Below are 12775 nucleotides of genomic sequence, written 5' to 3'. Positions count from 1 at the left end.
TGCTGGTGGAGGGGTGGGTGTGAGCTGTGTTGGGCTCCTGGTAGAACCGGCGTATGGCATACAGGTTCACAGCCCGTTCGGTGGCTGCTGAGATCGACGTTGATGGCGAGATGCAAGCTGGCGTGGCGGAGGAGGATGAAGGCTTCTTCCTGCTGTTCACGAGCGCTGTCGGTGAGCCGTCCGCACAGGACATCTCGCTCGGGCTCGACACGTACTGCGTGATGACCCCGGACCAGTGCACGGCTTATGGCTGTGTCAGCGAAGTGGCCCTGACAGGCGGCTTGCTCACGGTGTCGCTGGACCCCGAGTGTCTGGATGACTTGGAGTTGGAGGACGCGAGGATCGAGGCGGTGCTCGACGTCCCGGCGGAGAGTATTGACGAGATGCGTGAGGTACTTGCGAAGGTGCTGGCCTTCGGACGCGAGGAGGCCCGGCCTCGACTCACTGGTTTCTCGGGTTGACCCGCCTGTCGAGGCGGCGGTATCCGATCAGGAGTGCTGCGATGCCAACGAAGGCGAGGAAGTGTTCGGCCTTGCGCTCGTAGCGGCGGTGGAGACGTCGGCAGCCGGCCAGCCAGGACACGGTCCGCCGCGGCGGACGCAGTCCCGCCAGCCGCGTCCCGCCGGGCCGGGACGCGCCTTGCCGCGGCCGTCAGCCCGGAAGCACGCTCCGCGTCGGGCAGTCGCAGGCCCAGCCGCCCGGGTGGCCCACCATGTGGGAGGCGAGGCAGGCGGCCGACGTCATCGCGTCGTCCGTGGTTCCGTCCGCTGTCGCGGAGAGCAGAAAACCGGCCGCGAAGGCGTCCCCGGCACCGGTGGTGTCGACCACCGCCGTCGGAGCGAGCGCCGGATAGGCGAGCAGACGGCCGTCCTCCGCGACGACGGCGCCTAGGTCGCCCCGGGTCATCACCGCGATCGTCCCCTCGGACGACAGGCCGGTCAGCAGGGCGCGCGGCCCGGTGTCCGCCAGATCCGCGAACTCCTCCTCCGTGCCGAGGACGAGCCCGCAACGGGCGACGGTCTTGAGGAGCGCCTCCCGGTGCAGGCGGACCTCCCGTCGGCCCGACAGGGAGAACGCGACGGAGGCCCCCGCGCCCCGGGCGTGGTCGATGTAGTCGGTCAGGGGGCCGGCGCCCACCTGGTCCAGGACGCGGCCCTCGACGAAGACCAACCGTGTCCGCGGCGGTACGTCCGGCAGGTGCGCCGCGGTGAGCCGCTCGGTGACCCCGACGCAGATGGCGGTCGCCGCCCGCCCGTCCGGGGTGGACAGAATCAGGGCGGTGGTAGTCGGCTCGGCGCCTTCCCGCGGCGGTGTCAGGAGATCGATTCCCGCCGCGTCGTAGGCTCGTGCCATCAGCCGGCCCGCGGGATCGTCGGCGATCAGTCCGGCCAGGCCCACCCGGCGGCCGTGAGCGGCCAGCAGTGACGCGGTGTTGGCGGCGGAGCCGCCGGGTGTGAGACGGCGGTGCGGGAATCGGGAGGCGAGGGCGTCGAGCTCCGAAGCCGAGCGGCGAACCGTTTCCCCCAAGACGAGTCCCCATTCTCCGATCAAGGAGTAAGAGGCGGAGTCCACCTGGTCCAGTACCGGGTGGCCGATCAGTAGTATTTCCATGCGAGTTCACCGATCTGGAAAATGATCAACAAAACCCTCTAAGGTGACGCAGGCTAACAAGCGGTTCGGGTCGCGGGTTCCAACACCTAGGCCTACGTGAGTGATTCCATGAGCGAGCGGGAGGCAGTTCAGTGTCAAACGGACCGGAGAGCCAGGGTCTTGGTAAAGGTCCCCGTCATCAGATCGTCCCCCGCGTCCTGGTATTCGCGCACAGCGTTGAACAGGAAAGCGTCCTCCTCCTCCAAGGGGCCCCGGACAAAAAGATCTGGCCCGGCCTCTACAACGGAATCGGCGGTCACATCGAACGGGGCGAGGATCCGCTGACCGCCGCCCAGCGGGAGTTCGAAGAGGAGACCGGGATCGCCGTCAAACTGGAGGCGTTCCGGCTCGCCGCGCTCATCAACATCGACATGGGTCCCGCCGATCCCGGGATCATGCTATTCACGTTCGTCGCGGAGACGGTCGAACAGGAGACGGCCTCGTCGGAGGAGGGCGTGCCCCAGTGGCATCGCATCGACCGGCTCGGGGAGCTACCGCTCGTCGAGGACCTGCCGTGGCTCATCCCGACGGTCGTCGACGAGACCCCCCGCGGAGCCGTGCGCTTCATCCGCTACAGCTATGGGGCCGACGGAGCCCTGAAAATTGAGGAGACCCCTCAGAGCTTCGCCTGAGGACACCTGCGTGGAGGTGGGATGGACAACACCGATATAGCCGTGGTCGCCGTCGTCGTGGTGGCCATCAGCCTGGTAGCGGTGGTGGCCGTGCTGCTGCGTGGCCGGATGGCCGGCGAGGCACGGGTGCTCGGCGCCAGGCTGCGGCTGTCGGCACGGCGTGACAACCCGCCGGAGACTGGGAACGCGGTCATCGAGGACTCCTCCAGCAAAGCCGGAGGCGCCACCGCCGAAGGACCGAACAACGCGCGGATCTCCGGCACGAAGGTCCGCAAGGATCTCATCGCCCGCGTGCGGAACACCGAGCAGGACCGTGGGAAACGGAAAAAAGACTAGGCGTCGGCAGAGCCGCCCGGAGCCCCGTTGACGCCTCCGTCACAGCCAGCCGGGCCGGTGGTCACATTCTCACCGTGACGGGTCACTACAACACGATTCACCTGAACCATCCCGCCCCCGCCCTGACCCGGCGCATCGCCCTCGCTGCACCCGCTCTCGGCGAATGGGGAGCGGTCGGGCGCGCCGGCGACCTGGAGGACCTTCACACCGCGCTCACCCGGGAGAAGCGGGCCATGCTGGCACTTACCGGACTTGGCGGGCTGGGGAAGACCACGCTGGCCGCCGCCTACACCGAGGCCTACGGCCGCCACTACGGCCTCGTCGCTTGGATCCAAGCGGAATCCCAGGATCTGATCCCCGCCCAGTTCCAGAACCTGCTGCGCAATGTGACGGGGCAGGAGGTACCCGAGGCCGCCACGACCGCGGCCCTGAAGGCGCTGTTGGGCGAGAGGGACGACTGGCTCCTTGTTTTCGACAACGCGAGTTCTCCCGGGGAAATCCACGGCTATGTCCCGGCCGGCGACGGACGTGTCCTGATCACCACGCGGAATGAGACCTGGTGGAACGCGCACCGCCGCGTCGTCAGGGTCTCCCCGCTGTCCCTGGCCGACGTGCGCAGCTGGCTGCGCGAGGCGCTGCCCTCGGAGCCCGAGACGTCCCGCGCGCGGCTCGCGGAGCGGCTCGGCGGACTCCCGCTGGCCGTCACCCAGGCCATCGGCTATATCACGTCCCGCCCGGGGGAGACGATCGACGGCTACCTGGAAAGGATGGCGGACAAGGAGGGCCAGCGCGTGCTCCTGGCCCGCAAACCCCCGCCCAGTTACCCCGCCCCGGTCGCCACCACCTGGGATGTCGCGCTGAGCGGCCTGCGCACCGGGCAGCCGCAGGCGGCGGAACTGCTCGCCCTGCTGGCCTACGTCTCACCCGATGACGTCCCCTTCGCACTGCTGCGCGATCTGGATGGCGTCGACGACCTCGCCGGAGCCCTCGACAGCCTCCAGAGCCTCGGCATGGTCCGCTGCTCCGCAGACTCGCTCGGCGTGCACCGCCTCGTCCAGGACATCAGCCGGTGGGCCGCCGACGAGGACGAGGAGAAGCGCCGCCTCGACGTCTGGGGAACCCATCTCACGGCTCTCGCACCCGACCACGAGGACCACGGGGGGTTCGCCTGGTACACGGCGGCAGCCCCGCACGTCCTGCGCCTGTGCGGACACGCATCGCGCCTGCGCCACGCGACTGGGGACCTCGCCGACCTCGCCCACCGGACTGGCATCTCGCTCAACGACCAAGCCGCCCACCGGCTGGCGGCCATCCTCTTCGAGCGGTCTCTGGAACTCCGGTACGCCCTCCCCGGTGACGTACGCCTGCCGGCCGGGCGCACGCTCGGGCAGCTCGGCGTGGCCCATCGGGGAGCCGGACGGCTGCGGGAGGCCACCGAGGTGCTGGAGGAGTCGCTGGCCGTCCTGCGTGAAGCCGTCGGCGAAACCCATCCCGACGTCGCGAGAACCCTGAACAACCTGGGCCGGACCCACACCCGCGCCGGGCGCTGCGAGGAGGCGATCGCCTGCCACCTCGGGGCGCGGGACCGCTACCGCGAGCTCCACGGGCCTGACCACCGAGAGGTGGCCTCGTCGTACGTCAACCTCGGCGTCGCCCGACTGGCGAACCGGGAGGCCGCAGGAGCCCTCCGCGATCTGGAGGAAGCGCGAGCGATCTTCACCCGCGTGCTGGGCCCTCGGCACCCCCAGACCGCCTGGGCCCTCGGCAACACAGGCCTCGCCCTGCTCGCCGCGGGGCGGCACGCCGATGCGTTGCGCACCTACCGGCGAGCTCTGGGGATCTTCGAGGAGGCGTACGGCCCCGCGCACCGAGACGTTGCCCTGACGCTGGGCGGAATGGGCAGGGCGTACGCGGGACTCGGGCGCTTCGACGAGGCGACGACTCTCCAGGAGAAGGGTGTCGCCACCCTGGAGATGATCTACGGACCGCGGCACGACGTCGTGGTCCGGGCCCGCGCTGGGCTCGACGAGACCCGGCGTGCCCGGCGGGGGGACTCCGGCGAGGACGGATGAAGAAGCGCATCGCGGTCGTGGACTTCGGCAGCCAGTACGGCCATCTGATCGCGCGGCGAGTGAGGGAGCTAGGCGTCGTCGCCGAGTTCCTGCCGCCCACCGCCTCGCTCGCCGAGATCGACGTGCGGGAGATCCGCGGCATCATCCTGAGCGGCGGCGCCGACTCCGTGTACGAGCCCGGGGCGCCCGTGCTGTCCGAGGAGCTCTACCGCGCCGGCGTTCCGGTGCTCGGAATCTGCTACGGCGCGCAGGTGATGACCCGTCAGCTCGGCGGCGAGGTGGTGGCCGGCGCGGGCCGGGGCGGGGAGTACGGCCGCACGCGGCTTCAGGGCCGCGACGACGCCCGGTCCGGCCTGTATCCGGACGGCGTCGCGGACGAGGAGGTGTGGATGAGCCACAGCGACCTCATCACCGCCGTGCCGCCGGGATTCCGGGTCACCGCCGTCTCGTCGGGGAATCACATCGCGGTCGCCGAGGACGGCGCGCGCCGGCTGTACGCGGTGCAGTTCCATCCCGAGGTCGTCCACTCCGCGCACGGCAGGCGGCTGATCGCCCGGTTCGTGCTCAGCCTCTGCGGATGCGATCCCTCGCCAGACGCGCTGTCCTACGTCGACGACATGGTGAACGCGGTGCGGTCCGTGGTCGGCGGCGAGAAGGTGATCTGCGCGCTGTCGGGCGGCGTCGACTCGGCCGTCACGGCCGCGCTCCTCCAGCGGGCCGTACCGGGCCAGGTCACTCACGCGTTGGTCGACAACGGATTCCTGCGCGAGGGGGAGGCCGAGCAGGTGGCGGCCCACTTCCGTGGCTGGCTGGGCCGGGAGGTGACCGTGGTTGACGCCGCGGACCGCTTCTTCGCACGCGTCCGGGGAATCACCGATCCGGAGCTCAAACGGAAGCGGATCGGCGCAGGCTTCGTCCGGGAGTTCGAGGAACTGGCCGAGAGCACCGGGGCGGCGTTCCTGGCCCAGGGCACGATCTTCCCGGACCGGGTGGAGTCGGGCATCGGGGGATCGGCTGTCATCAAGACCCACCACAACGTCGGCGGGTTGCCGGTGGACCTGCGGCTGCGACTGGTCGAGCCGCTGCGCGACCTCTACAAGGACGAGGTCCGATCGCTCGCGGCCGTGCTCGGGGTGCCCCGGCCGATGATCGGGCGCCACCCCTTTCCCGGACCCGGGCTCGCGGTGCACATCATCGGCGAGGTGACCCGGGCGAAGGTCGCCGTGCTGCGGGCGGCGGATGCCGTCTTCCTCGGTGAGTTGCGGCGCGCCGGCGTCTACGACGACGTCTGGCAGGCGTTCGGGGTGCTGGTGCCCCTTCCGGATGCCTCGGCCGATGGGGGCCGGGACTCGCACCGGCACTGCCTCGTGCTGCGCGCGGTCACCGGCAGCGACGCCATGACAGCGGACTGGGCGAGATTGCCGTACGCGCTGCTGGACGTCATCGCCCGGCGGATAACGGCCGAGGTGCCCGAGATCGGAAGGGTCGTCCTGGACGTGACGCAGAAACCCCCGGGGACGATCGGCTGGGAATGACCGGGAGGCCGGTGGCGAGGGACGGCCGACCTACACCACCGGCCGCCCCCGCCCCGGTACAGCAGTCTCTCCCGCTTTGGCAGGTGCAGGTCCGAGAAGCGGCCGGTGCCGACCTGAGTGCGATGTGCCGGTTTGAGGAGTCGCCCGACCCCGAGCGCGACGCCAAGCTGGTTCGACCGGCTCGGTCCGCGCACGCGACGCACCCAAGTGGCAGCGCAGAACGCCGCCCAGTCCTGGAAGTATCTGCCCCTGCACAAGGCAGGGGAACTGGCGCCCGACCTTGTCAACATGCTCTTGTAGGTAGCTGCCCCTGAGCGGACCGCGACTATGCGCGCACACATCGCCGTGCGGCTCGGACAAGCGAGCAACTCACTTGCTGCAGATTGAGTCGAACCGCAGGTCCCGGGCCAACAGCTCCCTGCCAGTCCCCGACTACTCCAGCGGTGACGGCCAGCTCCGCCCGGGAGACGCTCATCCGGCCCTGCACCGACCCGCGCAACGACTGGCTGCCGCGCGCCCGCCGCCTGCAGGACCATCTCGCCGGGCTCTACAGAGCTGGCGACATCCTGCCGACGCTCGCCGCGGTGTGACTCATGCACCAGCACTCCGACGGCACCCGAAACTTCTACGCCCAGAACTGCACCAGCTTCTGGAGGAGTACGCCGCCGGCATACCGTGCACCCGCTGAAGGTGACGTTCCCAGTCGCCGACCCCCGCCCAGCACCGAGACGCTACCGAGCATGGTGTGGCGCAACAAGGAGCGTGTCCCGGCGGATCCGCATCCAGCCTCGCCAGCCTGCTGGACGACCCCGAGCCGGCCACCGACGCGCGACCAGCACGACAAAGCCCCACCGCCCAGGGGCGGTGGGGCTATTCGTGTACCCGTAAAGCCGACCGCGGGTACGGTTCTGGTGTCGAAGCAGAACAGGAGCAAGTATGCACTCTCTGTCTCAGGACCACATGGGTACACGAATCGCCCGTCTCCGCAAGGAACGCCATCTCACGCAACAGGCCCTTGCCGACCTGTCGCAAGTGCCGTACTACACGCTGACGAAGATCGAGCAGGGCAGGTGCGCGGCCACCCCGTACGCCATCGCCCAACTCGCCCGGGCCATGCGCGTGGAGGTCTCCACGATCACCGGACAGCCCTACAAGGACGAGTTGCGCGCCGACGAGCTCGACGTGTTGATAGCTCCCATCCGCGAGGCCCTGGACGTCTACGACCTGGGCGCAGACCCCGAGATCTCCGCACGCCCGCTGCGCGTCCTGCAAGGCGACTCCGAAGCCCTGTGCGCGGCAGTCCGCGCCGGAGAGATCAAGCGGGCCGCCACCGAAGTCGCCGGGCTGATCGAAGAGGCCACCACCGCCGCGCACACACACCAGACCAGCGACGGATGGATCGCCCTCGCGTCCCTCTACCGCACCGCCTACGACGTCGCCACCAAGCTCGGCTACAGCGACCTCGCACAGCTCTCCCTTGCCCGGCTGGACTGGGCCGCGCAGCGCGCGGGCAGCGCCGTGTTCGGCGGCGCCTACCAGTACTTCCGCGCCCTGACGTACCTGCGTGAAGGGAAGTACCGCACCGGGCAGCGCCTGGTCGACCTCGGTCTGCGGACCATCGCTCAGGCCGAGGCGTCCCGGGAGCGGGACATCGTCACCGGCCAACTTCACCTGGGCGGCTCCGTGATGGCCGGCCGGGCACAAAACGAGAACCAGGCCCTAGGCCATCTCGCCGAGGCCGAGCGGATCGCGGGGCGCACCGGCGAGTCCGTGAAGGTGCTGTGGATGGCGTTCGGCGCGACCAACGTCAGCGTCCACCGCGTGTCGGTCCTCGCCGAGCTCGACAAGTACGACAAGGCCGTGGAGGAAGCCGACCGGCTCACGATCCCCGCCGACTGGCCGAAGTCCCGCACCAGTCACCACTGGGCCGAGGTCGCCCGCGCGCAGATGTGGACGGGCAAGACGGAGGCGTCGTTCGCCAGTCTCCTCAAGGCGCGTAAGACCGCCCCGCAGCAGGCGAAGTACCACCCGATGGTGCGCGAGACCTATGCCAGTCTGGAGGCTGCGCACCGGCGTCTTCCCGACAGCTTCCTGTCGTACGGGAGCTGGCTGACCTCGCAAGCGTGACAGCGCGTCAACCTTTGGCCCCGGCTGGCATGAACTCATGCCAGTCGGGGCCTGGTTATGGCCCCACCATGTCGTCACCGGAATCTCCGAATGGAGCCGACCATGACGACAGCACCCCCTCCGGCGGAGAAGCGCACAAGTCGAAGCGCCTCCGAAGCCGATGCTCTGGCCCCACCGGCCCGCCGCCGACTGGCCACCGACCTGATCTCCGTGAGCTTCGGGATCTCTGTCCTATCTGCCACGGGCAGCGTCGCCCCCGAGGACGCTCGCCGCGTTGCCATGGCCCGGAGGCTTACAGCGGCCCGGCTGCGGCACTGCGGGCTGGACGCCCTGGTCGAAGACGCCACGCTCATCGTGTCGGAGCTGGTGACGAACGCGATCCTGCACAGCGGCGGCACACAGATCACCTACACCATGGCCGTGCGCGGCGACCTCCTGCACCTGGCCGTACAGGACGAGATGCCCGGCGGGCCGGTGACCTGCGTCGCGGACAGCGACTCCGAGCGCGGCCGCGGCCTGTTCCTGGTCGATTTCCTCGCACGCGAGAACGGCGGGAAGTGGGGCGCCGCGGACGAAGGCGCCACGATCTACTGCGAACTCACGCTTCCGGGGGGCACGCAGTGACCTCGACCAGCGCTTTAACGACGCACCCCTTCGAACGGTGGACACCGCCCGACCTCGACCTTGCACAGGTGCTGGAAATGTTACGGGCGTGGCAGCCGTTCGATGGCTCTGCTTTCCTGGACGACGTCGAAACACTCCTCGAAGGCGCCCCCGCCCCGGACCACGTGGACGCCTTCACTGAACGCCTGCGTGGCTACTCGATGCACTTGGTGGACATCGCTCTCGCTCACGCCCCGTACGACCCCACCGCAGGCCGGCTCCTCGCACAGGCCCGCGCGGTGCTCTCCGAGGACATCCCCTGCGAGTTCTGGCCCGCCGTAGGGCTGCTACGGCGTCTCGCCCTGGCCCTCGACGCGCTGCACGAGCACCTGGTGGACACCCGCTGCGTGAGGGAGGCCGCGTGAGCCTGGAAGCGATCGGCGCCGAGCACATCCGCGCCACCTACGCGAAAGTCTTCGGGGAGGTCCGTCTCGGCTGGCCCGGGCCCGGCGGCGCCGACGACCGCGCGCATCTCGCTGGCACCCTGCGCGGGCAGCTCCAGGCGCTCCTCGAAGAACTCGCCGGGCGTGAGTTCCGTGGGGAGATCCGCGCGACCGCCGACCACGTTACGGGCCGCACCCGCGAGGCCCTGGCCGTGGACGAGGCGGCCGCCGCCGGCGACCCGGAGCAGCTGCACGACATGGCGGTCCTGGCGCGGTCCCTGCTGGAGCTGTGCAGGCTCCCCACCCTGCCGCCGCCCGGCGCACACACTCCGTTGCCGCACTGCATCCCCTGACGGTGCGGCAACGGGCCCAACGCCCGCCCCGGGGTGACGGAAACCCTGGACAGGTCGAGCCCCCCGAGGCGGGTGGCACCACCCATGCACGGCAACGACAACCCCGACAGAGAGGGAAGGTCATGACCGTCACGCTGGAACCGCTCGCGAGCACGAGGACGCGGGATCCGGAGGAACTGCTCAACGCGGTCGCCCCGTACATCACCGAACTCACCATCAACGTGTTCGACTCCGGGATGAGCCTGTGGGACCGGGAGGTAGCCCTGCTGCTCCGTGACCACACCATGGTCCGGGACATGGCCGAGCGCATCCTCGGCAACGCGGTGATGTACACCATCGGCAGCATCGAGCACCCCGAAGTCCACCTTGGTGTCGGCAAGCTCGTGGACTACGGCGTGCATCAGCTCATCCTCGACACCCCCGTGTGGTGGGGCATCGGCCGCGCCTATAACGGCGGCGCCTACAAGCACCACGCGCCCTTCATCACGCGCCGCAGCGACGGCCTGTGCCTGCGCACCGCCGACTTCCTGAAGTCCATCGGCTTCGACGTCGATGACGAGCTGTGGGCGATCGACGGCGCCAACTGCTCGCCGTGCGACAACAAGGTCCCCGACAGCCACTGACCCCGCTACAGTCGCCCCCGTCCTCGCATCCACCGGAGGGCGGGGCGACACCCCGCACCACCACGACCAGAGGAAGCCGCTGTGCCCGTACCGCACGACGTCGACGCCGAGACCGAGCTGTGGGACACCTACGCCGAGTCCGCGTTCAAGGACGACGCCGAGCCCACGTTCTGCTGGACCCAGTACGCCGGCCACGGACCCGGCCCCGAGCTGCTCGGCGACCCGGCCAGCGTGCTGGAGATCGGATGCGGCACCGGCCGCGCCCTCGCCTATCTTGCCGGGCAGGGCGTCATGGCTCACGGCGTCGACCTGTCCCCGGTCATGGTGAAGAAGACCAGCGAACGGTGGGCGGACACCGGCGCCACCTTCGACTGCGGGGAAGTCCTGAAATGGCTGGCGGACGGCTCCGCCACCTATGACGCGGTGTACTCCATCTTCGGCGCGGCCTGGTTCACCGACCCGTCCCGCCTGTTCCCCCTCGTCCGGGAGCGTCTGAACCCCGGCGGGGTGTTCGTGTTCTCCCAGCCCCCGGCGATCCCCGGCGCGTACGGCCCGCAGGGCATGTACAAGGGCGGGTTCGCGGGGAAGGCGATGTTCACCTACCGCTACAGCTACAAGCCCGCCGTGTGGGAACGGCACCTGCTGCGCGCCGGGTTCGCGTCGGTCCACGCCGCCGTGGTCGACGCACCGAAGCCCGGGCACATCGGCACCCTGATCGTCCACGCGCGACGCTAGCGTCGCCCCCTGTACGGCCCCGTCTGTCCGCTCCCCCCGTGGCGGATGGGCGGGGCCTTTTAACTACCTGGGCGGCAGCGTCGCACCCCTCAGCGCCGCGCCGTTCAGCTTCGCCCCGTCCAGCTTCGCGTAGGACAGGTCCGTGTTGGACAGGTCTGCGGCACCCGGATGCGACTGTTTCAGGTTCGCCCCGCCCATCTCCGCCTTCCGAAGGTTCGCGCCGATCAAGACCGCGCCCTCCAGGTCCGCGTCGACCAGGGTCGCCCTGGACAGATCCACTTCAGCCAGGGTCGCCCCGCGCAGATCCGTGCCGGACAGGTCCGTAGAGGGCAACTTCAGTCTCCACACGTCCGCGCCGCGCAGGTCCGCGCCCGACAGGTCCACGCGGGCGGTGCTGTCGTGCGCGAGGTTCCGGCTACCAAGTGTGGTGAGCGCGGCCTAGACGTCGGTGCCCGGCTTCGTGACGGCGCCGTCCCGCTTCTTCGCATGGTTGCGGACGTAGGTGGACAGGACGGCGACCATGGACGGCTGGTCGCGAGGGGAGTCCTCCATGATGCGCTGGAGGGCGTAGATGCCGCCCAGACGTACATCCATGGAATCGGCGCCGAGGTTAGCGACGGCGGCGCTATAGCGGTCGGTGACCTGTCCTTCGCGGGTGAGGGCTTGGTCGTTGTCGACCTGCTGGATCGACAGCCAGGTGAAGACGATCACGGCGAGGGTGCCCAGGGCGGCCAAGGTGTTCGCAGCTTGTTGGAGGCGCGCCCACCGGCTCTCCGGTGCGACGGCGGCGGGCTGCGCGGGGGCGGGAGGCACGAGCGCGGGCGCACGGCGTCGCTGTCCCGGTGGACGGGAGCCGATAGGGGCAGGCACGCGACGGGGCACGGGACCGGCGCGGCGGCGGGCGGCACGGCTGGAGCGGCGGGGCGGTGTGGCGGCCGGACAGCGGGGGGCACCCCATATCTGCGTCGCTCGTGCCCGTTACCTGGATCTGGTCTTGGGTGGGTCAGTGGGTGTGGGTGATGGCGGTCGGTTTGAGTCCGTGTCGGCGCAGGATGTGGGGGACGGCCAGGATCATGGCTTCGGTGGCGCGGGCTGTGGTGATGTCGCCGAGGTCCTCGATCTGTTCGGGCTGCCAGCCCAGGTCGGCGAGCAGGCCGGTGACGGTCTTTTTCGCGTGTTCGTCGTTGCCCGAGAGGTAGGCGGTGGGTGGGGTGGCCAGGGTTTCGGGGGCGGTCATGACCATGTAGAGCATGGTGTTGAGGGTTTTGACGACATGCGTGTGGGGGAGCGCGTTCTGGAGTTTCTCGGCGAGGCTGCTGCCGGGGTAGCACAGGTCGCCGGGCAGGCCGTCGGCGGCGGCGTGGGTTGCGTTGGAGACGTCGATGAGGATTTTTCCGGAGAGTTCGGTGCGCAGGTCGGTGAGGCGCTTGAGGGAGCTGTGGCCGGGTGTCGCGTTGATGACGATGTCGGTGGTGCGGGCGGTGGTGCGGTGGTCGGCGAGGGCGATGCGCGGGTCGAGGCCGACGGTGCGGGCGGCGGTGTCTTCGGGGCTGCGTGCGCCGATGGTGACATGGTGTCCGGCTTGGGAGAGCTTGCCGGCGAGGTTCGTGCCGACGCGGCCGGCGCCCAGGATGCCGATGTTGCTCATGTGGTGATGCTCCTTGCG

Annotated in this window: 16 protein-coding genes; 12 read left to right on the top strand and 4 right to left on the bottom strand. The window is 69.8% G+C overall.

All coding sequences use genetic code 11. From position 1 onward, the window contains the following. Window positions 1-80 precede the first annotated feature (80 nt). Window positions 81-461 (top strand): Imm10 family immunity protein, encoded by a 381-nt coding sequence (locus ACFRAC_RS34060; protein ID WP_382938138.1) that lies wholly within the window; start codon window positions 81-83, stop codon window positions 459-461. Window positions 462-651: 190 nt separating this feature from the next. Here the strand turns inward: ACFRAC_RS34060 and ACFRAC_RS34055 are convergent, their stop codons facing one another. Continuing rightward, the gene (locus ACFRAC_RS34055) at window positions 652-1527 is read right to left on the bottom strand and encodes a carbohydrate kinase family protein (RefSeq protein WP_382938136.1); all 876 of its coding nucleotides are present in this window, start codon (window positions 1525-1527) and stop codon (window positions 652-654) included. Window positions 1528-1742: 215 nt separating this feature from the next. Here ACFRAC_RS34055 and ACFRAC_RS34050 point away from each other — a divergent pair, with 215 nt between their 5' ends. The 11 genes from ACFRAC_RS34050 (at window position 1743) to ACFRAC_RS34000 (ending at window position 11109) form a co-directional block, all read left to right on the top strand. Further along, window positions 1743-2282 carry an NUDIX domain-containing protein gene (locus tag ACFRAC_RS34050; protein ID WP_382938134.1) on the top strand — a complete coding sequence of 180 codons (540 nt, stop codon included), beginning with the start codon at window positions 1743-1745 and terminating at the stop codon, window positions 2280-2282. Between the two features lie 21 nt (window positions 2283-2303). Next, the gene (locus ACFRAC_RS34045) at window positions 2304-2618 is read left to right on the top strand and encodes a hypothetical protein (RefSeq protein ID WP_382938132.1); all 315 of its coding nucleotides are present in this window, start codon (window positions 2304-2306) and stop codon (window positions 2616-2618) included. Between the two features lie 74 nt (window positions 2619-2692). After that, window positions 2693-4690, top strand: coding sequence for a tetratricopeptide repeat protein (locus ACFRAC_RS34040; RefSeq protein WP_382938130.1), 1998 nt, complete (start codon window positions 2693-2695; stop codon window positions 4688-4690). Continuing rightward, window positions 4687-6225, top strand: a complete 1539-nt coding sequence (gene guaA / locus ACFRAC_RS34035) for a glutamine-hydrolyzing GMP synthase (RefSeq protein ID WP_382938127.1) — start codon at window positions 4687-4689, stop codon at window positions 6223-6225. Before ACFRAC_RS34040 ends, guaA begins: the two co-directional genes overlap by 4 nt. Before the next feature lie 443 nt (window positions 6226-6668). After that, on the top strand, window positions 6669-6815 hold the full coding sequence (locus ACFRAC_RS34030; protein ID WP_382938125.1) for a hypothetical protein: 147 nt from the start codon (window positions 6669-6671) through the stop codon (window positions 6813-6815). Window positions 6816-7185: 370 nt separating this feature from the next. Beyond that, window positions 7186-8352: a helix-turn-helix domain-containing protein gene (locus ACFRAC_RS34025; protein WP_382938123.1), complete on the top strand. Its 1167-nt coding sequence runs from the start codon at window positions 7186-7188 to the stop codon at window positions 8350-8352. Window positions 8353-8562: 210 nt separating this feature from the next. Then, complete coding sequence (locus ACFRAC_RS34020) at window positions 8563-8976, top strand: ATP-binding protein (RefSeq protein WP_382938177.1); 414 nt, start codon at window positions 8563-8565, stop codon at window positions 8974-8976. Then, window positions 8973-9380, top strand: a complete 408-nt coding sequence (locus ACFRAC_RS34015) for a DUF6415 family natural product biosynthesis protein (protein WP_382938121.1) — start codon at window positions 8973-8975, stop codon at window positions 9378-9380. The genes ACFRAC_RS34020 and ACFRAC_RS34015 overlap by 4 nt, the downstream gene beginning before the upstream one ends. After that, the gene (locus tag ACFRAC_RS34010) at window positions 9377-9751 is read left to right on the top strand and encodes a hypothetical protein (protein WP_382938118.1); all 375 of its coding nucleotides are present in this window, start codon (window positions 9377-9379) and stop codon (window positions 9749-9751) included. Before ACFRAC_RS34015 ends, ACFRAC_RS34010 begins: the two co-directional genes overlap by 4 nt. A gap of 122 nt (window positions 9752-9873) precedes the next feature. Beyond that, window positions 9874-10374, top strand: coding sequence for a hypothetical protein (locus ACFRAC_RS34005; RefSeq protein WP_382938115.1), 501 nt, complete (start codon window positions 9874-9876; stop codon window positions 10372-10374). Between the two features lie 81 nt (window positions 10375-10455). Next, window positions 10456-11109: a class I SAM-dependent methyltransferase gene (locus ACFRAC_RS34000; RefSeq protein WP_382938112.1), complete on the top strand. Its 654-nt coding sequence runs from the start codon at window positions 10456-10458 to the stop codon at window positions 11107-11109. A gap of 63 nt (window positions 11110-11172) precedes the next feature. On the opposite strand, the gene ACFRAC_RS33995 is transcribed toward ACFRAC_RS34000, so the two are convergent. The 3 genes from ACFRAC_RS33995 to ACFRAC_RS33985 form a co-directional block, all read right to left on the bottom strand. Further along, window positions 11173-11493, bottom strand: coding sequence for a pentapeptide repeat-containing protein (locus ACFRAC_RS33995; RefSeq protein WP_382938110.1), 321 nt, complete (start codon window positions 11491-11493; stop codon window positions 11173-11175). Between the two features lie 54 nt (window positions 11494-11547). Then, on the bottom strand, window positions 11548-11844 hold the full coding sequence (locus ACFRAC_RS33990; RefSeq protein WP_382938107.1) for a hypothetical protein: 297 nt from the start codon (window positions 11842-11844) through the stop codon (window positions 11548-11550). A 268-nt stretch (window positions 11845-12112) separates the two neighbouring features. Next, window positions 12113-12757: an NADPH-dependent F420 reductase gene (locus tag ACFRAC_RS33985; RefSeq protein WP_382938175.1), complete on the bottom strand. Its 645-nt coding sequence runs from the start codon at window positions 12755-12757 to the stop codon at window positions 12113-12115. Between the last annotated feature and the right edge of the window lie 18 nt (window positions 12758-12775).

Source organism: Streptomyces sp. NPDC056628, assembly GCF_042792555.1.
Lineage (GTDB): Bacteria > Actinomycetota > Actinomycetes > Streptomycetales > Streptomycetaceae > Streptomyces.
Note: the sequence above shows the minus strand (reverse complement) of the source record. Positions and strands in the feature narration are given on the sequence as shown.

Bases quoted from the DNA above. Each gene is read 5' to 3' on its own strand.
- ACFRAC_RS34045 (WP_382938132.1), top strand. From the start codon at position 2,304: ATGGACAACACCGATATAGCCGTGGTCGCCGTCGTCGTGGTGGCCATC.
- guaA (WP_382938127.1), top strand. From the start codon at position 4,687: ATGAAGAAGCGCATCGCGGTCGTGGACTTCGGCAGCCAGTACGGCCAT.
- ACFRAC_RS34025 (WP_382938123.1), top strand. From the start codon at position 7,186: ATGGGTACACGAATCGCCCGTCTCCGCAAGGAACGCCATCTCACGCAA.
- ACFRAC_RS34005 (WP_382938115.1), top strand. From the start codon at position 9,874: ATGACCGTCACGCTGGAACCGCTCGCGAGCACGAGGACGCGGGATCCG.
- ACFRAC_RS33985 (WP_382938175.1), bottom strand. From the start codon at position 12,757: ATGAGCAACATCGGCATCCTGGGCGCCGGCCGCGTCGGCACGAACCTC.